Origin of the sequence: Bradyrhizobium zhengyangense (genome assembly GCF_022012435.1) — a bacterium.
In the GTDB taxonomy this organism is placed as follows: Bacteria; Pseudomonadota; Alphaproteobacteria; order Rhizobiales; family Xanthobacteraceae; genus Bradyrhizobium; species Bradyrhizobium zhengyangense.
The window spans coordinates 106,470-131,303 of the sequence record NZ_JAKLUA010000011.1 but is presented as its reverse complement, the minus strand read 5'-3'; the positions used below and the strand labels follow the sequence as shown (position 1 = coordinate 131,303).

At 56.3% G+C, this 24,834-nt stretch carries 21 protein-coding genes and 2 pseudogenes; 3 read left to right on the top strand and 20 right to left on the bottom strand.

Annotation, left to right across the window (positions count from 1 at the left end):
• Positions 1 to 14: 14 nt before the first annotated feature.
• From L6637_RS28545 to L6637_RS28535, 3 genes and pseudogenes are all read left to right on the top strand, one after another.
• Positions 15 to 401: pseudogene (locus L6637_RS28545) on the top strand (IS66 family transposase); the annotation flags it as partial.
• Positions 398 to 1,000 (top strand): plasmid pRiA4b ORF-3 family protein, encoded by a 603-nt coding sequence (locus L6637_RS28540; protein ID WP_128929609.1) that lies wholly within the window; start codon positions 398 to 400, stop codon positions 998 to 1,000. The pseudogene L6637_RS28545 and the gene L6637_RS28540, both read left to right, overlap by 4 nt.
• Positions 964 to 1,311, top strand: coding sequence for an ATP-binding cassette domain-containing protein (locus L6637_RS28535; RefSeq protein WP_371746379.1), 348 nt, complete (start codon positions 964 to 966; stop codon positions 1,309 to 1,311). Before L6637_RS28540 ends, L6637_RS28535 begins: the two co-directional genes overlap by 37 nt.
• 81 nt (positions 1,312 to 1,392) lie before the next feature.
• Here the strand turns inward: L6637_RS28535 and L6637_RS28530 are convergent, their stop codons facing one another.
• The 20 genes and pseudogenes from L6637_RS28530 to L6637_RS28440 all read right to left on the bottom strand — a co-directional run bounded on the left by L6637_RS28530 (position 1,393) and on the right by L6637_RS28440 (position 24,789).
• Positions 1,393 to 2,049, bottom strand: a complete 657-nt coding sequence (locus L6637_RS28530; RefSeq protein WP_128929610.1) for a GntR family transcriptional regulator — start codon at positions 2,047 to 2,049, stop codon at positions 1,393 to 1,395.
• Between the two features lie 162 nt (positions 2,050 to 2,211).
• Complete coding sequence (locus L6637_RS28525; RefSeq protein ID WP_128929611.1) at positions 2,212 to 3,618, bottom strand: MmgE/PrpD family protein; 1,407 nt, start codon at positions 3,616 to 3,618, stop codon at positions 2,212 to 2,214.
• Between the two features lie 204 nt (positions 3,619 to 3,822).
• Positions 3,823 to 4,644 carry a pyrroline-5-carboxylate reductase family protein gene (locus L6637_RS28520; protein WP_164933845.1) on the bottom strand — a complete coding sequence of 274 codons (822 nt, stop codon included), beginning with the start codon at positions 4,642 to 4,644 and terminating at the stop codon, positions 3,823 to 3,825.
• A 29-nt stretch (positions 4,645 to 4,673) separates the two neighbouring features.
• A complete protein-coding gene (locus L6637_RS28515; protein ID WP_128929613.1) occupies positions 4,674 to 5,990 on the bottom strand; it encodes an NAD(P)/FAD-dependent oxidoreductase in 1,317 nt (438 codons plus the stop codon).
• 7 nt (positions 5,991 to 5,997) lie between these two features.
• A complete protein-coding gene (locus tag L6637_RS28510) occupies positions 5,998 to 7,293 on the bottom strand; it encodes an NAD(P)/FAD-dependent oxidoreductase (protein WP_128929614.1) in 1,296 nt (431 codons plus the stop codon).
• 116 nt (positions 7,294 to 7,409) lie between these two features.
• A pseudogene (locus L6637_RS28505) lies at positions 7,410 to 8,964 on the bottom strand (MFS transporter).
• 124 nt (positions 8,965 to 9,088) lie between these two features.
• Positions 9,089 to 10,114 carry an Ldh family oxidoreductase gene (locus L6637_RS28500; RefSeq protein ID WP_164933844.1) on the bottom strand — a complete coding sequence of 342 codons (1,026 nt, stop codon included), beginning with the start codon at positions 10,112 to 10,114 and terminating at the stop codon, positions 9,089 to 9,091.
• A 25-nt stretch (positions 10,115 to 10,139) separates the two neighbouring features.
• Complete coding sequence (locus tag L6637_RS28495; protein WP_128929616.1) at positions 10,140 to 10,907, bottom strand: LamB/YcsF family protein; 768 nt, start codon at positions 10,905 to 10,907, stop codon at positions 10,140 to 10,142.
• Entirely contained in the window at positions 10,885 to 11,931 is a 1,047-nt protein-coding gene (locus tag L6637_RS28490) for a 5-oxoprolinase subunit C family protein (RefSeq protein ID WP_128929617.1), read from the bottom strand. Before L6637_RS28490 ends, L6637_RS28495 begins: the two co-directional genes overlap by 23 nt.
• On the bottom strand, positions 11,928 to 12,632 hold the full coding sequence (locus tag L6637_RS42835; RefSeq protein WP_128929618.1) for a carboxyltransferase domain-containing protein: 705 nt from the start codon (positions 12,630 to 12,632) through the stop codon (positions 11,928 to 11,930). Before L6637_RS42835 ends, L6637_RS28490 begins: the two co-directional genes overlap by 4 nt.
• 16 nt (positions 12,633 to 12,648) lie before the next feature.
• Entirely contained in the window at positions 12,649 to 14,073 is a 1,425-nt protein-coding gene (locus L6637_RS28485; RefSeq protein WP_128929619.1) for an MmgE/PrpD family protein, read from the bottom strand.
• Positions 14,074 to 14,095: 22 nt separating this feature from the next.
• Positions 14,096 to 15,313, bottom strand: coding sequence for a pyridoxal phosphate-dependent aminotransferase (locus L6637_RS28480; RefSeq protein ID WP_128929620.1), 1,218 nt, complete (start codon positions 15,311 to 15,313; stop codon positions 14,096 to 14,098).
• Positions 15,314 to 15,384: 71 nt separating this feature from the next.
• Positions 15,385 to 16,452 carry an extracellular solute-binding protein gene (locus L6637_RS28475; RefSeq protein ID WP_128929621.1) on the bottom strand — a complete coding sequence of 356 codons (1,068 nt, stop codon included), beginning with the start codon at positions 16,450 to 16,452 and terminating at the stop codon, positions 15,385 to 15,387.
• A 117-nt stretch (positions 16,453 to 16,569) separates the two neighbouring features.
• Positions 16,570 to 17,637: an extracellular solute-binding protein gene (locus tag L6637_RS28470; RefSeq protein ID WP_128929622.1), complete on the bottom strand. Its 1,068-nt coding sequence runs from the start codon at positions 17,635 to 17,637 to the stop codon at positions 16,570 to 16,572.
• Positions 17,638 to 17,708: 71 nt separating this feature from the next.
• A complete protein-coding gene (locus tag L6637_RS28465) occupies positions 17,709 to 19,523 on the bottom strand; it encodes an ABC transporter permease subunit (protein WP_164933842.1) in 1,815 nt (604 codons plus the stop codon).
• A complete protein-coding gene (locus L6637_RS28460; RefSeq protein WP_128955179.1) occupies positions 19,520 to 20,548 on the bottom strand; it encodes an ABC transporter ATP-binding protein in 1,029 nt (342 codons plus the stop codon). Before L6637_RS28460 ends, L6637_RS28465 begins: the two co-directional genes overlap by 4 nt.
• 13 nt (positions 20,549 to 20,561) lie before the next feature.
• A complete protein-coding gene (locus L6637_RS28455; RefSeq protein WP_128955180.1) occupies positions 20,562 to 22,019 on the bottom strand; it encodes an NAD-dependent succinate-semialdehyde dehydrogenase in 1,458 nt (485 codons plus the stop codon).
• Positions 22,016 to 22,600 carry a thiamine pyrophosphate-dependent enzyme gene (locus L6637_RS28450; protein ID WP_128929626.1) on the bottom strand — a complete coding sequence of 195 codons (585 nt, stop codon included), beginning with the start codon at positions 22,598 to 22,600 and terminating at the stop codon, positions 22,016 to 22,018. The genes L6637_RS28455 and L6637_RS28450 overlap by 4 nt, the downstream gene beginning before the upstream one ends.
• An 11-nt stretch (positions 22,601 to 22,611) precedes the next feature.
• Entirely contained in the window at positions 22,612 to 23,127 is a 516-nt protein-coding gene (locus L6637_RS28445) for a thiamine pyrophosphate-binding protein (RefSeq protein WP_164933841.1), read from the bottom strand.
• A 243-nt stretch (positions 23,128 to 23,370) separates the two neighbouring features.
• Entirely contained in the window at positions 23,371 to 24,789 is a 1,419-nt protein-coding gene (locus L6637_RS28440; protein ID WP_128929628.1) for an amidase, read from the bottom strand.
• Positions 24,790 to 24,834 lie beyond the last annotated feature (45 nt).

Sequence of the window (24,834 nt, the reverse complement as noted above, 5' to 3'; positions counted from 1 at the left end):
AGGCCGAATGACAGTTTGAGGCCAAGCTTGATCACCTTGCACCGAAGAGCGACACGGCGAAGGCTTTGCGTTACGCGCTGCGTCATTGGAACGGCCTGGCGCTCTACCTTGATGACGGGCGCATCGAATTGGACACGAATGCTGTCGAGCGTGCGATGCGGCCGATCAAGCTCAACGCCAAGAACTCCCTTTTTGCCGGTTGCGACGAAGGTGCCGAGAATTGGGCATTGCTGGCTTCGCTCATTGAGACCTGTAAGCTCAATGGCGTCAGTGCCGAGCACTGGCTCGCTGACGTTCTCGCCAAGCTCGTCAATGGTTGGCCTGCGGCGCGGTTGGACGAACTGCTTCCCTGGGCGTCGACCTATACGATGCATACACTTGATCCGAGGCTGGCGGCATGAACCTGAACACGACCGCGGTCCGGATCAAGGTGACCCTCAAGGATGTGAAGCCGGCGGTGATGCGTCGCCTCGTCGTACCCGTCACCTTGCGCCTTGATCGGTTGCATCTGACGCTTCAGGAGGCATTCGGCTGGACGAACGGTCACCTCTTCGAGTTCTTCGCTGGCGATGTTCATTGGGGAATTCCTGATCCCCACAACGATTACGGCCACCAGCCCATGGATGCGAGCAAAGCGCGCCTCTGCGACATCGTTCGCGAGACCGGCGCCAAGACGATCCACTATCTCTATGACTTCGGCGACAGCTGGGACCATGTGATCAAGCTCGAAAAATGGTTCGAGAACACCACGACGGAGGGACTTCCCTTCTTGCTCGAGGCCGCCGGTCGTTGTCCTCCGGAAGACGTAGGCGGTGCGCCGGGTTATGCCGAATACCTCGAAGCCATCAGAGACCCCGCCCATCCGGACCACGAACATATGCGCCTCTGGGGCCCGGGGCGGTTCGATCCCAACGTCGTCGACCGGAAGGCGCTCGAAGCCGCCGTCAACGCGTTGTCCGACATATGGAAACCGCGGCGGCGCGCTACGCGAACAAAATAGGCGTCAAGCGCCATTCAAAAGGGCCGCAGAGCTACACTTACCATGAATCCGAAGGTAATGCTGTTCGACGAGGTCCTGCCGCGCTCGATCCGGAAACAAAGAAGGAGGATCTGGTCACCATTCGCGATCTCGCCGCAGAAGGCATGACCTGCATTCTCGACACCTACGAGATGGGCTTCGCTCGCGAAGTGGCGGATCATGGCTACTGCACCGATGGCGGCGTCATCGTCAAGCACGGTGCACCAAGTTCGATCTTGGGTACGCCACGCGAAGAACGGACCCGGGTATTTCTCGATAAAGTACTGGGTTGATCTAACCGCCGCAGTATGAAGATTCAGGAAACGCCGGTGGCGTGAAGGAAAGTACGCTTTCCGCGCCAGCAATAGGAGCGCTCACCGACTCCTACGGCGCTGCACCATGAGCGCCTTCTTGGTGTTAGAGATATGTGCTTCGAGAAGATCGACGGCCTTTTCAACGTTCCCGGCGCGGCAAGCTTTTAAGATATCCACATGCTCTTCTTGCGGCGTTTTCTTGCCTGACGCCATAGAGACTTGTGCCCGGACGAACAAGCTCACCTGCCCGTAGTTGCCTTCGATAAGAGACAGCAATCTAGGTAGATTACAGGGGATATAGAGGGTTTCGTGAAACTTCCAGTTCATCTCCGCCCATTGAGCGGGGTCGCTTTTCTTGTCGTATTCCACGAGAATACGTTTGGCCTCATCAAAATCACTCTGAATCATATTAGGAATGGCTAGACGCAACGCGCGGCACTCCAGCGCAATGCGAATTTCCATCAATTCGATCACCTCGGCCGAAGTGAATGAGACTACCTTGGCGCCCCGATTGTTTAGGAGCGTGACCAGACCCTCCGCCTCGAGGTGTCGCAAGGCCTCCCTTACCGGAATGCGGCTCGTTCCGAATTTGTCCGCCAATTCCTCTTGGCGAAGCTGCTCGCCGGGGGCGAATGTCCCAGCAAGAATGTCAGCCCGGAGAAGCTTTCTCACCGTCTCAGTCGCCGAAGGCCTTTGTTGATTGTCCAGTTCTGTCACAAACTTCGCCTCAAATGTATCCTCTTTGCCGAAATTATATACAAAAGGAGGACGAAAGCAATTCGCTCACCCGAACATCAAGCGTTTCTGGGCCTTCCGACCTCCGTTGTTCTCCCTAAATACCCACCACCAGCAGATGTTGATTCTGACAGATTGTATTGACTACTCATCCAGAAGGCTATCGACTTCCGACCACTGCACAGTTTCGAGTTTCATCAGCATATTCCAAAGATCCCTGGCTTTCGGCTTTCCAACAGAAAGCGCTGCACACGTTTCGAATTTTCGTCGGAGCCTTTCAGGCGGAGCCGGATATTGATGGTTGCCGACCGCCACGCTTTGCCGCTTGAGATGGATCTTCCCCGACTTGTGAACCGCTTCGATTTCGGTAAAGGCGGCTCCTTTGGTATAGACCTTTTCGAACTGCTCCTTGGTTGACAGGTCGGGATGAACATAGGCATTGACTTTGCCCATGCGGCCGCGGATCTCATTTCCGGCAACGGACTGGTCGGAAAAACTCCCAAGCGTTACGTCGCCATGCGCCAATGCCGCCGCTATGCAATACGGGATGCTGAACCTCGCCTGCAGTGCATCTTTCGGATCGTTGTATCGCATTAAATTCAAAGCATGGTAGCTGACGCCCACATTGATGACCTCGAGGTCGTCCGCCACGATTTCGCCACTCGCAATACCCTCCGTTACAAGATCCAGGGCCGGATGTACAAGCGAGCATGTCGGATAAAGCTTGGGGTTATTGCGGATGAGTTCGAGGGATAGGCCAAGATCGCGGATTGCTTCGTCCGCGTTCAGCTTTTCTGGATCTGTAAAGAGATCGAAAAACCCCTCGTGCCCCTCGATCGCATTAGGGCTTGATCGCATTCCGGCCTTAGCAAGTTTGGCGGCAAGGACGCCGTTCTGCGCTGCGAATCCTGCATGTAGCGGTTTGGTCATGTATCCGAAGTTTTGACGTAATCCAGATGCAAGCGAGGCTGCAATTCCGAAGGCTTCTAGCATGAGCTTGCCATCAAGCCCCAACAGGTTTCCGGCGGCAGCGGCAGCTCCGAATGTCCCGAGCGAGGAAGTTGTGTGCCAGCCACGACCATTGTGTTCATAGGTTACGGCGATGCCGAGACGGCCTTCCATCTCGACACCGGCCGCATAGGCCGCAATGATATCTGCACCCGAAGCTGCCAGTTCGTCTGCGAGCGCAAGGATAGCGGGCAATACTGGGGCGGATGGATGCCCCACCATCGCATAATTACCGTCGTCGAAGTCATGCGCATGAGCCATAGCGCCATTGGCCAGAGCAGCATTTCGAGCTGTCGTTCGCAGCGCAGTATTCCAGACACGTGCCTTTCCTGGTTCTTCGGCGAAGAACCCGCCCATGACTCCCGCAACTTCCTCAGCTTTCGCCGCTAGGGCAACAGACAACGTGTCGGCAATGCCCCTCTTTGCGGCCTCGACGGCGGCAGCGGACATTGATTCGAACTTCAGCTCCGCGCAGAAGTCAGCAAGGATGCGGCCGACTTCCGGTCGCTGCTTTTGAGAGTCTGACGCTCTTTTCGCGTTCATTTTGCTTCCTTTTGCTTATCTATCGATTATGCCGACCAGACGTTTTTGTCCGGCCAATTCGGTTCGAGCTCGATTGGCATAGGTCCGCCATTTTTCAAATCGCGCCTTCGGTGCGCGGCAGCGCGATCCGGCCGCTTACGCATCCAGTTCGGCGAGAATTCGCCGTACACTTTCGAACCTCCCAATCGTCTTGCGATCCCAAATCTAACTTTTTCTTAGTTCGACACTCCGTCGATACGCAGCGCTGGTTGCAGCGCGTACTATCTTGGGAAGGGCCCCCTCACGCTCCATTTCGATCACGCCAGCCTCAGTGGTCCCTCCCGGACTTATGACGGCTCGCTTGAGCTCGGAAGGCGAGCGCGGATCAGCTGCTAACATCGCCGCCGAACCCAACATCGTCTGCGCAACGAGCAACTGAGCGAATTCTGTATCAAAATCCAGCCTCGCCAGCCGCTTGCGCCGCTGCTCAGCAAAAGCGAAAATATAGCGAGGCGCGCAGGCGTAGAACGGCATAGCCTTGTCAATCAATGCCGCGTCCACCACCCATTCAAATTTGCCGACTGGCGCGAAGACTTGCTCTACGGCCGTTTTTGCCGAGATTGGAAACGTCTGCCCGGTTACGCCGAGGCTCGTCCCTTGACCAACAAACGCAGGAAGGTTGGGCATAACGCGCGCCACTCTCGCACTGCCGCATACCTCCATTAATCGCCCAAGCGGCATGCCGGCCATAACCGAAAGAACCGGACTCTCGGCCAGCAAGCGTCGATGTCCATCAGAGAAAGTTGCAACATTCTGCGGCTTCACCGCCAATACGAGCAGATCGTAGCCTGATGATGAACTCGGAGCGTCCGGCAAGATTGATACGCCTTGAAGACCACGCACAGCGTCTTCCACTCGGCCGACATCCGGATCAACCAAGATCAATTTTAAATTAGGTAGTGCTTGGCGTACTCCTCGGATAAGAGCCGAACCCATATTTCCCCCGCCGAAGAACAGCAGTCGAGTGGACTCCTTCATCACCACCATTTCCCTATCCTGCTGGTCCAACTTTGAGATCAGGTTGCATCTGCACCGGCACGGAATTCCTCGTACATTGCCGTGCCACGCACGCCGACGAATCTGAATGGCTCGGGCGGCAGCCATCCGGGACGGCCGAGCGGTCCAGTCACCGTTTCTTGTGCGACTTTGCCGGCGACTAGTTCGGCAAGACGGCGCCCCAATGCGGTACCTTTCGCGACACCAGAGCCGTTATAGCCGGCACTTATAAAAAGCCCCTGCTCCAGCTCTCCCCAAAATGGAGCGCCTCCACGCGTGACGTCGGTAACTCCGCCCCATACGTATTCGAAGTCGATATCCGCAAGATGCGGATAACGACGGCGAAACCGATCGAGCAATCTTCGTCGGATTACGCTCTCCTTGAGCTCGGCCTCATAGGAATAGAGGCTGCGGATCATACAGCGTCCGTCGGAAAGTCTACGAAGGGTGCTACCACCGGCCCGTTGGGCCGACGTCATGCCCCATTCCGGAAGACTACCGAGCAGACGTGCCCTGTTGCCCAGCCTTTCCGTCACGCCCACATAAGTAAATAAGGAAACCAACCGATCTTTGCCGTATCCCAGCAGCTTAACAAAGGCATTGTTGGCCAGGATGACGTTCCGCGCGGATATCCGCGCCTGCGGACAAGTCAAGTGCCAACGCTCACCTACTTTTTCGATGTTGCTGACAGTGGTTCCTTCATGAAAGACAATGTCAGAAGGTAGATGATCTGCCAGACCGCGCACGAGCGCAGCCGGCTGAAATAGATGTGTAGACTCGGATCGAATGGCCAACCGATAAAAGCATGTGCCGGTTAGCTCTTCCAAAGCATCTTGTTTGTAAACCGGAAGCGTGCGGCCCTGTGTCGATGCGCTCTCGCTCATTCTCAACAGAGCCGCAGCGGCTCGCTCGCTTACAGCGGCCTTGAACGAACCGACCTGTCGAAGCCCGCAATCGATCCCGTACCGGGCCACGAGGTCTTTCAGCCAAGCCAAACCCTCGGCATCAAATACGGCTATGACGTTCTGTTTGCTTAGAGCATCGGCTGAGGCGTCAGCTCTGCTGGCCGATGCCATACTCACCGTTGGCAGATCGCTGCCAGAAAAGCCGGAATTCCGACCTGAAGCATTCTCGCCAACTGTTCCGCCGTCAATGATGAGAATATCAGTTTCGGGTTCCAGCTCTTTGAGCCTTCTTGCAACAGCGAGCCCAGTGAAACCTGCGCCTACAACGGCATGATCGACGCTCAGCTTTCCGTTGAGGGCGGGCCGGCAAATGCGAGGCGGTAGCATCGCGTTCCAACCGCTTCGCATCTGATACGTGCTTGCGCGATACATATCCGTTCTACTGTGCGAAAGCCGGCTGGCGTTTGACGCTCGACAGCCGGTTGAAAGTAAAAGGAGAAGGATCGACGATAGGTTTTTCGGAAGTAACCAGATCAGCCGTCAGATGCCCGGCCGCAGGACCAATCCCAAAGCCGTGACCGGAGTACCCGCTACTGATAAAAAATCCCGGAATGGTGTCCACTGCCCCAATGACCGGCTTTGTATCGGGCATGACATCGATCAGGCCGGCCCAGGTTGCGGCAACTCTCATATTGGCGAATACGGGAAACTCGCGACTGATATTACGCTGCGCCTGACGAAGATCGTATAGTGATGGCACGGGATCCAGGACACGTGTCTGTTCAAAAGGCGTTTGTTCATCCATGCGCCAGCGCGATTTCTGAAACAGCTCCGCAAGCGTGCGCCGCCCCAGACGCAGCCGTACATTGTTTCCACCAGTCAAAATCATCGGCAAATAGTCGACGAGATAGCGGAAACTGTCGGGCACGATTTCCGTTCGATTCCACGCGCCGTAACCTATGGTGAACCCTCCATCGTGCCGAGTGCGGATCGAAAAATCGGGGCCCTTGATCGACGTTTTTGGAGCCCCTTCCAACGGGTACGCTCGGACAAGGCTCGACATTGTCTTGAGTTGCGGCAACCGCAAACCCATATTGTTACAAAAGAGCGAAGACCAAACTCCGCCCGCCAAAACAACTGCTTCGCAAGATACTGGCCCGAGCTCCGTCACAACGCCACAAATGCGTCCCGCCCGGGTTTCAATTCCTCTCACAGCGCATGACACGACAATCTGCGCGCCGAGCGCCCTCGCCGCGCTTGCGTACGCAGCAGCTGCCAATGATGGCTCCGCCCTGCCGTCATTGGGAGAATACAGGCCGCAAGCCCACGGTCTTGACGCGCCAGGCAGCAAGGCTCGCAATTCAGCCCCTGAAACGATGCGAGCAACGATATCGTCGGGACAGGTGTTGGCGAGCCAGCTTTCACAAGCTTCTGCTTCCTCGTCGCGCTTGAATACCGTCAAAATACCCGTCTGTTTAAAGCCGACACTTTGGCCTAGCTGCCGCTCCAGATCGTTCCAGATTCGCAAACTTTCCCGGATCAACGGCATTTCTTGAGCGTCGCGCTTTTGAGCGCGAACCCAACCCTGGTTGCGTCCGGATTGCTCTGCTCCGATAAGTCCCTTCTCGCAAAGCAAGGTTGGAACCCCTCGCTTGGCCAGGTAGTAAGCAGTTGAACTGCCGATAATTCCGCCCCCTATCACGATCACTTTGGTTGAAGCGGGCAGTTGGGACATGACGAACCAGCAAAAAGTCAGGGCGAGAGACTTGGTGCATACTTAACTTAGCTATTGGATACAATCAACCAACTTCTGCGTCGAAAGGTGAGAGGGCGCTTGGATCGTACTCAAGATCAAAGCATTGCTTCGGGTTTTGGCGGAAAATCGCTTCGCGTGGGAACAATCCGGCTATCAATCAGGCGATGCACACGACGCAGATCCTTAGGCCCCCGATGTAGACTGCGAAGCGACGCCAAGTTGTCAGCGTCTGCCCGTACACGGCGGCCATGATGACGCAGATATTCGATCCACGTTGGCGAGTAGTAGCTTTCAACCCAGACGAGTGGCCGTTCAATGTCTCGTAACAAGGCCCAACGACGGGCCCAGTCACGCAAACGGATACGACGCCGTTCTCGCATCAGCTCAAGAAAGCGAAGAGTATCCTCGTGGGCAATTTCATACTCTATTAAGACCAAGACCGGCCCCGAATCCGGCTTGATCTCGACCATAGGCTCGGGCGCTTGGAATGGTCCGATGGGATCGAGATCATCGCCGGACAACGCGTGAAGCGGATATTGAAAGCCCAAGACCGCTCCGATCATCATTACGGTCCCTGCCGCCACGAAGGCGATCGAAAGACCGTGTGAACCTGCAACTTCGCCCCAAAGCCAGGATACAAGGGCCATCCCGCCGAAAGTCGCGGTCTGATAGAAGGAGAGCGCTCTTCCAACCACCCACCGTGGCGTGACAGTTGCACGGTGACGTTGAATAAGGACAATGAAATGACCCAACAGGCACCGGCGACAAGTAGTGCGATGCAGCTAAGGGGCATCGAAGTTGAAGCGCCCAACAAGATGAGCGCGAGCGCAAAATTCGCGAAAGTTGCGCGAATGACAACCTCGTTATTGAACTTGCGGACAATGGCAGCGTTTGCCAAGCCGCCGCCGATCGCACCGAAGCCAAAAGTGCCCAACATCATGCCGTAGGTTAGTGCCGTTCCCTTCAACGTGTCTCGTGCAACCAACGGAAGCAGAGCCAAAACGACGACACCGGCCAAGTTGAAGATCGCCGTTCGTAGGAGAACTCTCAAAAGATGGGGAGACACCCTGATGTAACGAAGGCCGGCACCAATCGCTGCTCCCACATGCTCGGGGGGAGCTCCGGCTTTGGATAGTGCGGCTTCCAATGCAAGAGCGCGCCTATCAGCGGCAGTGTGAGAAGAACATTCGCAGCGAACGCCGCGGCGGACCCTGCCACTACGACGACCAATCCGCCCGAGGCAGGGCCAACGCTGCGCATCATGTTGAAGCTGAGCCCATTCAAACCGACCGCGCCGGCAACATCTTCCTTTGAGATGACATCGCCTATCGAGGCTTGCCACGCGGGATTGTACAGCGCGTTGCCACAACCGATTAGAAATGTAAGGGCGAGAAGAAGCCAAGGATCCAGAACATTGAAGCAGATAGAAGTCGCGAGAACCGCGGATACTAACACCATGCCACCTTGTGCCATGATCAATATGCGACGACGACTATAATTATCCGCCAGCGCACCCGCTATCATCGAGAAGATCATCACGGGAAGGGAATTCATTGTCTGAACCAGCGCCACCATGGCCTGCGAACCCATCATAGTGGCCATGACCCAGCTGGCGCCCACCGACTGCACAAGCGTCCCGAGATTCGACATCATCGTCGCGATCCAGAGCGATCGAAACGCCTTTTGCTTTAATGGAGACAGAAACAGGGGAACCGGCACAATTGTCTCGGTGATGCTTTTGGCAACACTTGTCGCCTTCGCGATATCAAGATCGCTAGTCCTCCGCCAAACTGAGAACGCGCGCCCAATTGCGCGCATCGACCGACAGCATTCCGCTTTCATGCACCGCTTGGCGACGCCGATAGCGGTTATCGGCCGGCATGCGAGTTGATCCTGCGTGTTTCAATTCCGCTATTAGCCTCTCCAACTGTCCCTGGAACGAAGCATTCCCGCCAGCACCGGGATCAAGGGCCAAAATGAATTGCCCGGCATTCGAGGTCTTCGCCCCAGGAAAGTTGGAAGAACAATCTTCAAATCCGAAGGTGCCGCCGGAGAGTGCCGCCACCAGAACCTCGGCCATAAAGGCAAGCGACGCTCCTTTTGCTCCGCCGAACGGCAGGAGCGCCCCCCCGTCCAGTATCGCCGCCGGATCAGTAGTTACGTCTCCGTCCCTGTTAATTCCGACCCCTGAAGGAACGGGTCTACCAGCGGCAGCGTGCAGCAGGATGTCGCCGTGCGACATGATGCTCGAAGCTTGGTCCCACACCAAAGGCGGCGCGTTTGTCCTTGGACAGGCAAATGCGATCGGATTGGTGCCGAGCGTCTTTCGCTTACCCTGCCAAACAGCCATATGGCTGCGACTGTTCACCATCGCAATTGAGATCAGACCGGCGCGCGCCAGGGGTTCCACGTCCTGCCACAAAGCACCAAAATGATGCGAATTGCGGACAAACATCGTCGCGACACCTTGGCTCCGAGCCATACCAGCAAGACGGTTCGAGAAGGCGCGCGTTGCTTGTTGAGCAAACCCGTTGTCAGCCTCAACCGCCAAACAGCCGGGCCGCGTCTGCTCGCAAGCCGGTTTAGCTGCAGTATTAATCCAGCCGCTGGATATGCTTGAGACATAGCCGGGCAAGCGATGGATCCCGTGGCTTCTACTGCCGTCGATTTCGGCGCCGGCAACCGTTTCGGCAATGATTCGTGCGATGGGTTCCGACAGTCCCGCTCTGCGCAAGGCCGAAGCTAATTTGGGTTCGAGGATCTCTAGCGGGATCTGAATTTCGTCGTCCGCTACGGTCAAGTGACGCTCCGCGATAAACGCTGTTCTATTCGACAAGCTCTGTCAGTGGCGTCACTTGTCCACCGCCTCTCTCAATCGTGTCGCGCAAAGTCTTGGCAATCTCGACCGAGCCAGGCGTATCTGAATGAACCAGAATGCTTTTCGCATCCAACTTGATTCGTTTTCCCGTGATAGCTGTCACCGTGCCGTCATTCAAGAACTGGCTTGCTCTCGCGGCGATTTGATCGAGATCGTTGATGACTGCTCCCTGCTTCTTTCGCGAAACGAGCGAGCCGTCTTCCTCGTAGGCCCGGTCGGCATAAATTCGTCCAACAGTCCGCAACCCGATCTTCCGCGCGTAAGCTTGCCAAGGGCTGCCGGGTTCTCCCGGCACGATGATGTCGGGATCATAGGCTTTGAAAGCATCGAAGATGAGCTGAAGATATTCCGGTGTTTCGCGCGACATCATGCCAAAGACGCCATGCGTACCGGCATGTGTCACCTTATAACCTTCAGCCTTGGCGATCGCCGAGAGAGCGCCCAACTGGTAAAGTGCGTGTTTCCGCATATCGTGGGGATCAATCTTCATCGGAACACGACCGAAGCCTAGTAGATCGGGCAGGCCGACATGCGCTCCTAGCGCCACTCCCCGCGCTCTCGCCTGCGCCGCCATGTCGGTCATGATGACCGCATCACCCGCGTGAAAACCGCAGGCCACATTCGCGGACGAAATCAGCGCCATCAGAGCGGCGTCATCGCAAAGCCGCCAACGCCCGAACCCTTCTCCGATGTCAGAATTGATATCGATTTTCATCGTTCGCCATCCCTGCCTCGGTTTCTCGCGAAATGCGCGCTGGTACGCCGCCGTTGTCGGCCGTCGCTATCAGGCAACCCAGCCTGTCCAAATATTTCACGATCTCAGATAGAGCCTTACGCGCTTCGGTTACCGAACATTCCACGAAACGGAACACGCTGCCTGGCCGCGCTTGGGCGACGCGCCAGAGATCGGCTTCTATGACGTAACCAATTTTCGGATAGCCACCCGCAGAGTTGCCGTCGACCAATTGCACGATAGGGCGCCCGCCTGGGGGCACCTGGATCACCCCGGGCGTGATCGGACATGATCGCATTTCTCCGGGGTCGGTACGCATCAGTTCGGCGCCATCCAATCGATAGCCCATTCTATTGCTCTGAGCGGAGACCCTCCAGGGATCACGCCAGAACGTTTGCTGCGACCTAGATGTGAAATCATCATATTCTCCGGCACGAACGACGCGGAGAACAATATCGTCCTGCTCCGCTAATGCGTGAAGTCCGCGTTCGAGAACGTTGTCGGGCGGCAAGACGGAGAGTTCGGGTTGCGGCTGCGCACTCTTTTTCAGAGCGCCTAGCTTGTCGCCTACGCGAAGCATGCGCCCTTCCAGGCCACCAACGCGTTGCCTGAAATAGGTGCTGCGGGATCCCAGCACCTCGGGAACGTCGATGCCTCCGGGCACACAAAGATAGGCTCTAAGCCCCATACGTGCCGGTCCAATCGCCAGCTCGTCGCCCGGCGCAACCGCGAAACGCGACCATGGTGCGACTTGACGTTGGTTGAGAACGGCCTGACAATCGGCCCCACACAGTGCAACCATGATTTGCTGATTGAACAGCAACCGCATGGGACCCATCTGGACCTCAATTCCGGCGGCCTCAGTGGAATTTCCAAGCAAGATGTTGCCCACCGATAGAGCGACCCGGTCGGCCGCTCCCGTTCGGGCAATTCCATGGTGACGTTGCCCTATCCGCCCCAAATCCTGCACAGAATTCAAGGGAAGCGTTTGAAGCACTTCGATCATGTCTCAACCCGTTCGATTCGGAAACGAATGCAGTCTCCCAGGTCAAGAACGTTGGGCGGCGTTTTGCTGAAGTCGAACGGTATGGGCGATGCCGGTGCATGTCCGAGTGCGTACCAGCCGCTTGGAACGAGCGAAGGCTCCTCCCCCGGCTTCAACGGCGGTCCAAGAGACGTCTGCGCTCCCGCCATGCTCAAATTTGGACCATTGGGTACCATTTGAGGTTCAGGCCGGCGTGGCAGGTGCAGCCGTCTATCCAGTCCGAAGAGAAAGCCGAAGCCTGGACCCGTTCCAGGCGCAAAGACAGTGTAATTGCCTGCCGAATGCAATTCAGCCACCCTGCTCGGCGATACTCCGAGACGATCGGCAACTTCGCGCAGGTGCCGACCTGCAGCTCCCCCGTAAACGATCCCGATTTCGAGTGTGCGGCCATTACCGGACCAAGCGGTCGTTCCATTCCATTCCGCCAAAAATCTCATCGCCAAAGGCTCGGTGTCCGTTGTCAAAGGGTCGACAACGATTAAGAGGCTGTTCAATCCCACCTGCGCGTCAGTCACCTCTTGCCAATTCCGGACCGTTCTATCCAACGCCCAAATGCGTTGCTGCGTTTGCAACGAAAGTGGCCCTTCGGCATCGAGCAGCAGAGCCGAAGCACCGCAGTGACTGACCCTCGGTGCATCAAGAACCACTAGCTTTGCGCACATGCCCGTACTTTGTCCGTCACTGCAGCTCTTCAAGGCCCAATAGAATTGGTGTACCGACCCGGTTCAGCCTGTCCAAATGTTGGAAACGTGTCAAAATAAGATCCGACCTGGCGGAATCGAACATTCCATCAGTACACGCCCGATATTTCCGCTCCAGATGTTCCCAACTGACGGGGTCGCTGCTCGAGCCGATATAATTGGATTTGCGCCGTTTAAAGAGACTCCCGTCTCGCCGCATGACATCAACTTCGGTAAAGGCTTTTCCGGCTCTGTAGAGCGGCTCGAAAAGCTCTGGCGTGCTCTGGTCTGGATGAACATAAGGTTCAACCGACTCCATTATCTTGCGCGTCGCGGGATCCTTGAGCGCATCGGGAGTGAAATCGGCTAGCGTGACGTCGCCTTTTCGCAGTGCCACAGCCACGCAATAGCTGTAGCTAAATTTTGCCTGTAAGTGACTTTCAGGCCGATCATAACGCATGATGTTAAGCGTTTGATAGCTGGTGCCGCAACGCACCGAGGTTATATCTGCCAGATCAAGCTCTTTATTTCGGAGGCCTTCGACAAGCACGTCGAGAGCCGGGAGCACCATCGCGCAAACCGGATATAGCTTGACGTTGATGCGCATCACTTCAAAGGGGGCTCCCATGTCGCGCATTGCGTCTTCAAAACAGATCACACTCAAGTCACCGAATAGGTGCATGAAACCTTCATGACCCTCGATGGCAGTCGGGCTTGCGTCGATGCCAGCCAGAGCCAGCTTTGCGGCCATTACGCCGTTCTCGGCAGCACGGCCGGCGTGGACGGGCTTGGTCGACGTTCCAAAGTTCTGACGGATGCCACAAGCCATCGAGGCGGCGATCCCCAACGCATCTCTGGTCTGCTGCGCGTCCAAACCCAACAGCTTTGCCGATGCAGCCGTCGCTGCGAAGGTTCCGAAAGTCGACGTCGTATGCCAACCGTTGGCATTATGTTGGTAGGTCATCGCCCGCGCAATCTTGGCGCCGACTTCCATCCCAGCCACATACGCGGTGATCAGTTGTTCGCCCGAAACGTTGCGCTCGTCGGCCAGCGCAAGAAGCGCCGGAACCATGCCAGTGGATGGATGGCCAAGCATAGTCGCGTTGCCGTCATCGAAATCGTGCACATGAGCTGCCACACCATTGAGAAAAGCCGCCGTTCTCGCCGTCGTGCGCAAGGAAGTGCCGATAACCAGCGATTTGCCGGGTTCATCGACCAAAGCTTGACGCGCCCTGCTTGCGGCCGCCTCGCCTGCGCCCGCAAGCGTCACAGACAACGTGTCTGCGAAAGCGCGCTTGGTCGTCTCCACCGCCTCTGTCGGGATGTCGGAAAAGCGCAGTTTCGTAACCCAATCAGCAAGGAAGGCGGTCACGGGTGGACGTGATCGCGTCGCCTCGGCGGCACTGGAAGTGATCTCGTTCATATTATGATACTTCGAATTTGGTTCAGCGTAAGGCTAGAACCGCGGAGCGGATCGCTGCCACGGCGGTACGCAAGTCGTCGTCCGACGACGCGATGGAGATACGGAAGTAAGGAGAAAGGCCATAGGCCGCGCCTTGTACAACTGCGATGTCGGCCTCGGCCAGTAAGTAATCGCACAGAACGCTATCAGACGAGATTCGGCCGCCTGCCGGCGTCGTTTTCCCAATCAGATCGGTACAGCTCACAAAGATATAGAACCCTCCCTCAGGGCGCTCGGCGGAAAGACCTGGAATTGCCTTGATGATCGGTAAGACAAAATCTCGCCGCCGGTGGAACACAGCTACGCGCTGGGCTAAGAAATCTTGTGGCCCTTCGAGTGCGGCCAGAGCAGCAGCCTGCGCGATTGAACATGCGCCACCCGTCGCTTGCGACAAGACTCGAGTAATGTCCCTGATCAGCCAATCCGGCCCGGCGCAATAGCCGATACGCCAACCCGTCATGGCGTATGCTTTGGAAACGCCGTTGACCGTCAGGATGCGCTCCCGCAAATCGGGCGCAATCTGCGCCAAGGTGTAAAACGGCCGCCCATCAAACCGAATGTGCTCATAGATGTCATCTGACAAAGCAAGGACGTTAGGATGGCGACGCAATATTTCGGCGAAGGAAAGCAATTCCGCCTTTGAGTAAATTGATCCCGACGGATTGTTTGGCGAATTCAAAAGAAGCCAACGCGTCCGAGGTGTGATGGCCGCCTGTAGTTGTCCAGGCTGCATCTTGAAGTCACTTTCGACGCCGCACGCGACTATCACCGGCTGTCCGCCGGCGAGCCGCACCATGTCTGGCATCGGCACCCAATAGGGTGCAGGTATAATGACCTCGTCGCCGTCGTTTAAGGTTGCGGCGAAGGCATTATATATACTTGGTTTCGCGCCCGGAGCGACCACGATCTGATTGACTCCGTATTCCAAGTCGTTGTCGCGTCTCAGCTTGCGCGAGATGGCCTCGCGCAGCTGAATGGTACCCGTATTGATGGTATAGCGGGTTTCTCCAGCTCGGATCGCCGCAATTGCCGCTTCCTGAACGTGCTCTGGCGTATCGAAGTCAGGTTCGCCCTGTGCAAGGCTGATAACGCGCTTGCCTGAGGCCACTCTCAACTTTGCTTTTTGAGCCATGCTCTCGGAGACATCGACCTGAATCTTGCCAACCCGCTTCGATCTGCTTCGTGTATTCAAATTAGTCACCGCTTCCTAGTCCGTGAGAACGACGCCAGGCTTTCGACCCGTCTGCGCGCGGGCTCGGCTGTCGCAGCCTCTTATTTGATGAGCCAAGCGTTGAACATTTCATTCGACTTGGACAAGTTTTCACCCCAGAAGCTGACATCGAGGGGCACGAGCTGCTTAAAGTTGTCAGGCTGCGTCGGGATCAAATACAAGATCTTGGGGTCGATATATTGGTAGGCGCTGATCGAAGCCGTTCCGTTCAGGACGCGCGCTGCACGCGCGGCTTGTCGCTTCGGATCAAGAGTGAATTCGATGAGCTTCTGAACCATCGCCACCTTCGGATTCCCTTTCGGAATCGACCAGCCATATGCGGTGTAATAGCCTTGATTCCATAGGATCTTAAGATCCTCTCCTTGCACGATAAGCTCCGCTGCCCGGTTGACATAGGTCGCGGTAATGTCGATTTCGCCGCTGTGTAACAGCTGCGCGCTCTGCGGCGCCGTCGTCCACCACATAGCGATCCGCGGTTTGATTTGATCGAGCTTCTTGAATGCCCGAATCCAACCGGCATCTGTTTTCAGTTCGTTTATGATGGCCTGGCCGGGCTTGACGCCGTCGGCGCGCAATGCCCACTCGATGTTGTCCCGGCCGCTGTTGCGGAGGGACCGCACGCCAGGGATCGCTTTGTCCCACATGTCCGCAACGCAAGTCAGATCTTTCCCGGTCGCGGAGGTCCGATAAACCGTTGAATAGGCTGATATCGAGTCGGGCACAAAACCGGCGAGGTTCCTCAGCTCCACCGGAAGGTCGTCATACAGGTGTTTTGGAAGGGTGATCTTTTCAACCAAATCCAAAGCCAAATATCGAACTGCTTCGTCCATGCCTGCGCCAATGCAAGCATCGAAGATATAATTCTTCGTGTCGACCATCGACTGCATCTGGGGCAGCGGCTGCGCGGCTCGCACCACGGGAACGACCGTGATGCCGGTAGCCTCCGTGAAAGGAGTGTAAAAGAGCTCCTTATAAATCTGAGATACGGAGCCACCAGCATCTGCAATGTAGAGAGTTTCGCCCGCTGCCGAAGCGCGACCCATGATCGCGGGTGCTGCTAACGTTGCGCCCGCCAGCATTGTGGTCTTAGTAAACTTTCTTCTGTTCATTTCTGGCCTTCCGTTAGCGACTTACGCCGACCGCGGATTTCATCGAATGTCGTCGGAGGCAATCATCCCGGGGCGTTCAAAGGGATGGTCGTTGCCGATAGTGCCGATCATCATTCGTCATTTCACAAGCCACTGATTGAACAGCTCATTCGATTTCGTGAGATTCTCTCCCCAAAAAGCCACGTCCAACGGGACCATCTGCTTGAAATTATCTGGTTGCGTCGGGACGTACTCGAGCACCTTCTTGTCGATAAATTCGAAGGCACTTTTCGAGGCGCTTCCTTGCATCAACTCGGAAGCAAGCGCGGCTTGACGCTTCGGATCCAATGAGAACTCGATGAGCTTCTGCACCAAATGGACCTTTGGATTGCCTTTTGGGATGACGTACCCATAGGCAGTGTAATAACCTTCGTTCCAAAGCACTTTGAGGTTCTCACCTTGCCGGATCAGCGTTGCAGCCCGGTTCGCATACGTCGCTGTAATATCGATCTCCTGAGCTTGCAGAAGCTGAGCGCTTTGTGGGGCCGTACTCCACCAAGTCAGGATTTTCGGTTTGATCTCATCCAATTTTCGAAATGCGCGCTCCCACCCGGCTTTTGTTTTCAGCTCATTGATAATGGCCGGTCCCGCGGGAACGCCATCCGCTCGAAGCGCCCATTCTATGTTGTCGCGACCGCCAGTACGCAGCGAGCGAACTCCCGGAATGGACATGTCCCAAATATCGGCAACTCGTTTCAGATCCCGTTTTGTCGCTAACGGCCGATATACCGTCGCAAACGCTGCAACGGAGTCCGGATAGAAGCCCGGAACATTTCTGATGGAGTCAGGAAGGTCGTCATATATTGACCTCGGCAACTCAATTCGTTCGCTGAGCCCCTCAGCATCGTAGCGGACACCTTCATCGAGACCGGCGGCCCCATGCACATCGAACGTATAGTTCTGCGTTTCCACCATGGTCTTCATCTGAGCCAGCGCTTGGGCTGGCCGAACGACCGGAACGACATCAATTCCCGTGCTTGCAGTAAAGGGCGTATAGATAACCTTCTTGTAGGACTCGGTGTACGCACCGCCCGCATCCGCAACATAGAGGGTCTCACCGGCCGCCGATGCGCGTCCGACGATGGCGGGTAGTGGGAAAGTCGCGCCGGATAGCGCAGCTATCTTGACGAATTGCCTTCTATTCATTGTTGGCCTCCTCACTAACCATTGCCTCGAACTGACGGCTCTAATGTCGGCCCATCCAACCGATGCAAGCGCTACACGCGTCTGGACGTCCCGCCAACGGAATTGGCTATGAGCATAAATCCGAGAATTAACGCCAGGAGTAGCGTCGACACTGCTGCCAACTCCGGTGACGCCCCGTACACTGCCTGTTGGTATAGCTGCTTCGGAAGCGTGGTGAAGCTGCCTCCCGTGACAAACAGAGAAATCGTCACTTCGTCAAACGACTGGATGAATGCGAAAAGAAACGCGCCATAAACTCCAGGCTTGATGATCGGCAGCATGATATATCGGAAGGTCTTGAATTTTGACGCGCCCATCGTCCATGCGGCATAGTCCAACGAACGATTGTAATTTTTGAGCACGGCCATCAGTGACATCGTGGCATAGGGCAGCGCAAACACCATATGCCCCATGATCAATCCGACCCATGTGCCAATCAGCCCGAAGCGGGCATAAGCGTAGAACAGCGCGACCGCCGTGATGATATGAGGCAGAAAAATCGGAATGGTCAGCAGCAGAATTATCAGGAACTTTGCCCTCGTCTTTTGACGAACGAGAAATAGTGCCGCCGGAATAGCGATGGCAATGGCCATCAAGCTGGTGATGGCGGCGATGCCAACCGATCGCCAGAAAGCCAATACCCAGATTGGTGAGCTAAGGACCGACGTGTACCATCGGAGTGAGAAACCCTGGGGCGGCCAGCCGAACAGAAGGCTGTTAGAGAATGAAATCGGAACGATACAGAAGATCGGAAGTATCAAGAACAACGCAATTGCCAGCGAAACCATCGACAGAATGGGTCTACTCACCCTTTGCCTGAGCTTCACCGTCCGTCCCGTCAGTTTTTCGGCGACCAATCCGAAGCTGGCGGTAATCCATGAAATTCCGTTGATTAGTTTCATTCCGCCACGGCGGAGCATTCGGTTCAGTCTCGACGGATGCTGGTCGCCCTCTTCTCCGGTCAGAATGTGCATTCCAACCACCCGATCAAACAGAAAGAAGGAAATAAGTGTTGCCAGCAACAGCATGGCGGATATCGCCGCAGCGAAGTTCCAGTGCAACACCTCGGTAACTTGTTCGATGATCAATTGAGCGATCATCGTTTCCCGAGGACTCCCGAGCAGCTGCGGCGTGATGAAAAACCCAAGAGCACTCACAAAGATCAAGATACCGCCGGCCGCCACTCCCGGTAACGACAGAGGAAAATAGACCCGCCAAAAACCATGGGAGGGGCGGGCACCCAGCGTGCTCGCCGCTTTTTCCAAGTTCGGCTCGATGCCCTCCATTACGGAGTACATCGTAATAATCGCCAAAGGCAAAAGCGAGCTGCTCAGGCCGATCATCACGCCGTTCCAGTTGTAGAGGAAGGCGATCGAATGATCGAGCCAGCTCAACTTCAAGCCGGTTACGTTGATCAAACCGCGGCGACCGAAGATAATAATCAGTGACAGATTGCGGATCAGAAAGCTAGTCCAAAGCGGCACCAGAACGGACGTCAGGATTGCTGCTCGAACCCCTGCATTTGCTTTGGAGAGTGCATATGCAACGGGGTAACCGAGCGTCAGGCAGATCCCGGTGGCCCAAGCAGCGGTTTGAATCGTTCGCACGAGCACGCTAACGTATAGATTGGTCTTAAATACTCGCGAAAAATTCTCTAGCGTCAGCGCACCGTGAGCGTCAAAGAGGCTGAGAACAAGAATTCCGCCGACAGGCAGTACAAATACGACGGATAGAAACGTCAGCAGCGGTGCTATCTGAAGAAACGGCCAGCGCGCTAGCAATTCGCTCAGAGGTAGGCGCCGATCTGATCGCGGCCATGATCCCGGGATGGTCGTCCGATCTGTCACGTTCCTACATCCTTTATTTCTACCGACCGGGAGGCGGCCCAGCTCAAGATGCAACGTTGACCGTTCTCGATATCGTGAGGAGCCTGTGCATTCAGAACAAGGGCTGAAAGGACGCGATCGGACGCCGACTTGAAGAAGTACCGGGTTGTCGGCCCAATATTGATGCGCTCAATAAACGTCGCTTCGGTCCGGTGGTGCGCGGGAACGACGTCGGCGTTGACGCGAACGTATTCAGGTCGAACCATCAGTCGCGTTCCCGCCTGCATGGGCGTCACGTTGCCGCTTGCATCGCTCACTTCGCCAGCCGCCATGATATTGGACTGTCCGATGAAGTTAGCGGCGAAGACCGTCGAGGGGCGATCGTAAATTTCGTTCGGTGGTGCCAGTTGCTCGATCTCGCCACCGTTCATCAGACAGATCCGATCTGACATGGCCAACGCTTCTTCTTGGTCGTGGGTCACGTAGATGATGGTCGTCTTTAATCGCTTATGCAGATGCTTGATTTCGATCTGCATCTGCTCGCGCAAGTTCTTATCCAGCGCGCCCAAAGGTTCGTCCATCAGTACGATCGACGGCCGGTAGACCATTGCGCGTGCGAGAGCCACGCGTTGTTGCTGACCACCCGATAGCTCCTTGGGCACACGCTCGGCAACGTGAGGTAAGCTGATGATCTCCAACATCGACTTTACCCGGTCGCGTATATCAGCCTCCGGCATCTTCCGCATGCGCAGCGGAAATGCGAGGTTTTCCGCGATACTCAAATGAGGAAACAAGGCATAGTTCTGAAAGACCATGCCAATATCCCGATAAAACGCGGGCTCGTTGGTAGCTCGACGACCGTTGATGTAGATCTCGCCGGAGTTTGGAGGGGTTAGTCCGGCGATCATGGTTAGGAGCGTCGTCTTTCCGGAGCCAGAAGGGCCCAATAGAGTCAGAAATTCTCCTTCGGCCACATCGAGAGACGTCGGCTTCAAAGCGTCGAACGCACCGTACCGTTTCGAGAGGTTTTCGATCTTGAGCTTCATTCGTATGCCCGCTCTAACGATGCGCAGGAACTGAGTTGCGGGGCGGTCCCGCCAGGAATGAAATGCTGCGTACAATCGTGTAGTTCAACAACCCCTCAGCCCCACCCTCACGCGCATACCCCGAGTCCTTTGTTCCCCCAAAAGGCGTCTCCGGCAGCGATGACGTGAAGTGATTGATCGCAAGGTTTCCGACCTGCATGTGGTCGGCGATGTAGCCGGCGTAGTCAGCCGAATGAGTCATCGCGTAACCCGCAAGCCCATAGGGCAGTTCGTTGGCGCGCTTGATCGCGTCTGGCAGCGAAGTAACCGAATTTACGAGTGCGACTGGGCCAAACGGTTCTTCCTTCATAATACGCGCATCCGCGGGCACGTCGGCCAATACCGTAAGAGGCCAATAGTAGCCGTTATTCTTGATGCGCTCCCCACCGGCAACAAGCCTGGCACCTTTCGCGATCGCCTCGCTGACGAGTTCCTGTATCGCAGCAAGGCGCCGTGAATTGGCTACGGGCCCCATCTGCGTGGCCGGATCGAGGCCATTGCCGACCTCAATTTTTCGAGCCGCCTCGCCCATGTTGTTGACAAACTCTCCATAAATGGAGTCGTGGACGAACCAGCGTGTCGGTGATGTACAGATTTGGCCCGAGTTGCTGGCTTTAGCGGCAACCGACCTGCTCGCTGAATCGAGCGGATCGACATCGTCACAAATTATGACCGGCGCATGCCCGCCCAATTCCATAATGCAGGGCTTCATATGCATTCCGGCTTGCGCGGCAAGTCCCTTGCCAACTGGAACGGAGCCAGTAAACGCAACCAGTCTGATTGACGGGTGTCCTATCAAATAGCGCGAGATATCTGCGGGAATGCCGAATACCAAATTCAACACGCCATCTGGCAGTCCGGCTTTCACAAAGGCTTCCGCCAGATGCACGGCAGCCGCCGGTGTTTCCTCAGAAGCTTTCAGGACGAGACTGCAGCCTGCCGATAGCGCACCGCCAACCTTCCGGGCGACTGAACTTAAGGGATAGTTCCAAGGACTAAAGGCCGCTACAGGGCCAATCGGATAGAGTTGCACGGTGTTTCGATACCCGGGCTCGGACGGAATGGTCCTGCCGTAAAGTCGGCGTCCTTCTTCCGCATCCCATTCCAACACCTGACATGCCCGCCGAACTTCGGTCTGCGCGTCGCGTAGCGGCTTGCCTTGCTCCAGAGTGATATCGCGGGCCACCACATCGGCATTCGCACGCAGGTTCGCCGCGGCTTGACGAATTATCTCGGATCGCCGGGCCGCTGAGGTCAGTGACCAAACGTTGAAGCCGTTCGTTGCAGCATCGACGGCAGCGGCAAGATCGGCCTCCCTTGCCATAGGAACGATCCCCAGCACGGCTTCGTTTGCGGGGTTCAATATCGGAGCGCCGTTACGTTCGATCCATTTTCCACCGATAAACAGCCTTATTGGGGTGTGCCCAGTCATCGGGTCACTCCGAGGAATTTTCGTGTGTCGGCCACCACTTTTGCCGGACTACGCTTACGCCACGGCGCGCGCTGACCTGGCGGACGGTTTTCGATTTCTGGGTGGATCTTATTCCAGACGAAGACGGGCCCGTCCTTCGCCAGGATTTCTGGCAGGGCGGCAGTATATGTGGCTAGATCATCGAAAAAATAAGTGCGATTGATGCCACATCCGCGAGCCACAAGGTCATAAGCAACGTTCTTCGCGTTCGGTACGGGCTGTCCACCAGTTGTGGCATAGCATTCGTTGTCCATCAAGAAGTAGTAGTAGTTTCGAGGCGCCTTTTCGGCGATCGTTGTCAAGATGCTGAGGTTCATTAGTAGATCGCCCTCAGAATCGAAAACGACTACCGGCTTCTCAGGTTGGGCCAATGCGAGCCCAAAACTAAAGCCGGCATGACCGCCCATGGAAGGATCACCGACTGGAAGGTCCGCACCTCCTTCGCTGATGTCCAACCAATATTGACCCGAGCGACCCGAGACGACGAGCGCATTCCTGCGATGAGGTGCGAAAGCGTGGACAAGATCTTTTGTGTAAATCATCGACCCGCGCCTCAATTAAAACCGTGAAATTCGTCGGCGATCAGTACGACGACTGGGCGCTGAGTTAGTTCAGACTCGGTGAAAGCGAGCGAGATGCGATCGGCGTCCGCATTACTTTCCACCATGTAGAACTTGATTCCGAAAGCGAGCAGGAAGCGTTCTGTATATTCGGCCGCGCTATCGTGATTGACGCCGTGCCGCGTGTAACCGCGGTAACCAACCAAGAAGACGACCGGAACGTTCAGATTGAGCAGCCAGCCGCGCATGGAATCTCCCGATTCCATCATGCCGGTATTCTGCACCAACACGATCGGCTTTGCTCCTCCTGCGAAAAGTCCGGCCGCTATTGAGCAGGCATGCCCTTCGCGGGCGACGCCGACCAAGCTCAGCGATTGCTCCTCCTGCATTTTCAAGAACAGCCAGTTCGTCTCGCTATCTGGCAGCCAAACAACATGCGACACGCCGTTTTGCTTCATTTGCGCAACGACCGATTCGGGACTCAGTGCCGCGGCTTGCTCGTCACTCATCATCGTCCTCTTTTCGCCGGCCGCCATGGGAGCGAGGGCCCGCGGCCCAATTTGTATCCGAGACGTTAATTTAGGATACGATTAAAGGGCCTCCGGCACATTCGTGTCAACCTGAATGTGACGAAATCGTAATTTCCGAATGGAATCCTCATTTTCAGAAAGCCACGAACAATGCCCGAAACTCGGCAAGCCCCCCAAAAGGGCTCGGTCTGCGACAAGTCATTGGGGGGATCGCGAACGGTTTCATATGTATCCGGGAGGGATTGCTACGGCGCCCCCTCGTTCGCGGTCAAACGCTTGCGCAATCCGGAAGGCCGTTGCATCACCAAAACGGCGGACGGTAATTTGCAGACCTACCGGCATAAGGGCTGCGAGCCCCATGGGTATCGATATAGCGGCCAAGTCCATTAGATTGGCTATACGGGCGAGGAGACCAAAAGGTGCGGTTTGCTCGTGCGCCCCCTCGATCTCTGGAGTCACGATCGGAGCCGAGGGCAAGAGAAACGCTGCTGCGCCTTCCAGATAACGATCGAATTCCACCTGCATTTCGCGGCGGGTTGTAAGCAGGCCGAAATAGTCCCTCGCGCTGATGCCACTGCTTTTGCGCATTCGCTGCGCTATCAAACGATCAACTCGACTGTCGAGCCCCTCGATGTATTGCGATAGCCCATTCCAGCCTTCGGTCCCCGTGATACCGGATGCGTGAGCCGCATATTCTTCGTGACTCCGAGGCATGGGACGCACATCTATGTGAGCGCCTAGTCTCTTGAGGTCGCCCAGTGCCTTATGGAAAAGGTCCATAATTCGGGGGTCGACGAATTTGAGCTGAGAGTCAGTTGGCGCTCGCAAGATCAAGCCCTCGACGCCAGCCGTTAACTCGCCAAGAGGATTTATGCGCCCAATTCCGTAGGTCGAGGGATCCTGGGGATCCCGCCCTTGCAAGGCATCGAGTACCAACGCGGCATCCCGGATGCTGCGGGCCAACGGACCCACAGTGTCAAATGTCGGCGCCAATGGAAAGACGCCGCCCCGGCCGACCAAGCCGAGCGTACTCTTGTGGCCAACAATTCCACAAAGCGATGCGGGGGTACGAATTGAGCCGCCGGTATCGGTCCCGAGCGCAACCGGCACGAGCCCCGCCGCGACCGCGACTCCCGATCCGCTGGATGATCCGCCGGGTACTCTCGCAACCGAGGTATCCCAGGGATTCACCGGCGTACCGCAGACGGGATTGCACCCCCAACCACCAAAAGCGAATTCAACGGTGTGCGTTTTCCCGATGAGAACCATTCCTCGATCGAGGAGGCGCTGAACAGCGTGGGCTGTGTTCTCCGCAGGGGTCGATGCGGTCGCAAGCGATCCGGCCCGGGTCGGTCTCCCCTTGACATCAAATAGATCTTTGACCGCGAAAGGTATCCCGTCCAGCATATGCAAAGCGTTGCCGCCCGCACGCCGTGCATCGGCGGTCTTGGCAGCTACGCGAGCCGAATCCGCGTAGATTGCGACGAAGGCATGGAGCTGCGGGTCGAACTTCGCAATCCGCGCCAGAAAACGCTCCGTGATCTCGAGCGACGTGACCTGCTTGGTGGCCAATGCGCGCGAAAGCTCCCCGATCGTAGCGAACGCGACGTCACCAAGGGGCAATGTATGGCTGTCACTCATCGGAGTTCCCAACTAGTCCAACGCTAGGCGCGTATCTCTCAAGCA

Bases quoted from the DNA above. Each gene is read 5' to 3' on its own strand.
- L6637_RS28540 (WP_128929609.1), top strand. From the start codon at position 398: ATGAACCTGAACACGACCGCGGTCCGGATCAAGGTGACCCTCAAGGAT.
- L6637_RS28535 (WP_371746379.1), top strand. From the start codon at position 964: ATGGAAACCGCGGCGGCGCGCTACGCGAACAAAATAGGCGTCAAGCGC.
- L6637_RS28525 (WP_128929611.1), bottom strand. From the start codon at position 3,618: ATGAACGCGAAAAGAGCGTCAGACTCTCAAAAGCAGCGACCGGAAGTC.
- L6637_RS28520 (WP_164933845.1), bottom strand. From the start codon at position 4,644: ATGGTGGTGATGAAGGAGTCCACTCGACTGCTGTTCTTCGGCGGGGGA.
- L6637_RS28515 (WP_128929613.1), bottom strand. From the start codon at position 5,990: ATGTATCGCGCAAGCACGTATCAGATGCGAAGCGGTTGGAACGCGATG.
- L6637_RS28510 (WP_128929614.1), bottom strand. From the start codon at position 7,293: ATGTCCCAACTGCCCGCTTCAACCAAAGTGATCGTGATAGGGGGCGGA.
- L6637_RS28495 (WP_128929616.1), bottom strand. From the start codon at position 10,907: ATGAAAATCGATATCAATTCTGACATCGGAGAAGGGTTCGGGCGTTGG.
- L6637_RS28490 (WP_128929617.1), bottom strand. From the start codon at position 11,931: ATGATCGAAGTGCTTCAAACGCTTCCCTTGAATTCTGTGCAGGATTTG.
- L6637_RS42835 (WP_128929618.1), bottom strand. From the start codon at position 12,632: ATGTGCGCAAAGCTAGTGGTTCTTGATGCACCGAGGGTCAGTCACTGC.
- L6637_RS28485 (WP_128929619.1), bottom strand. From the start codon at position 14,073: ATGAACGAGATCACTTCCAGTGCCGCCGAGGCGACGCGATCACGTCCA.
- L6637_RS28475 (WP_128929621.1), bottom strand. From the start codon at position 16,452: ATGAACAGAAGAAAGTTTACTAAGACCACAATGCTGGCGGGCGCAACG.
- L6637_RS28470 (WP_128929622.1), bottom strand. From the start codon at position 17,637: ATGAATAGAAGGCAATTCGTCAAGATAGCTGCGCTATCCGGCGCGACT.
- L6637_RS28460 (WP_128955179.1), bottom strand. From the start codon at position 20,548: ATGAAGCTCAAGATCGAAAACCTCTCGAAACGGTACGGTGCGTTCGAC.
- L6637_RS28455 (WP_128955180.1), bottom strand. From the start codon at position 22,019: ATGACTGGGCACACCCCAATAAGGCTGTTTATCGGTGGAAAATGGATC.
- L6637_RS28450 (WP_128929626.1), bottom strand. From the start codon at position 22,600: ATGATTTACACAAAAGATCTTGTCCACGCTTTCGCACCTCATCGCAGG.
- L6637_RS28445 (WP_164933841.1), bottom strand. From the start codon at position 23,127: ATGAGTGACGAGCAAGCCGCGGCACTGAGTCCCGAATCGGTCGTTGCG.
- L6637_RS28440 (WP_128929628.1), bottom strand. From the start codon at position 24,789: ATGAGTGACAGCCATACATTGCCCCTTGGTGACGTCGCGTTCGCTACG.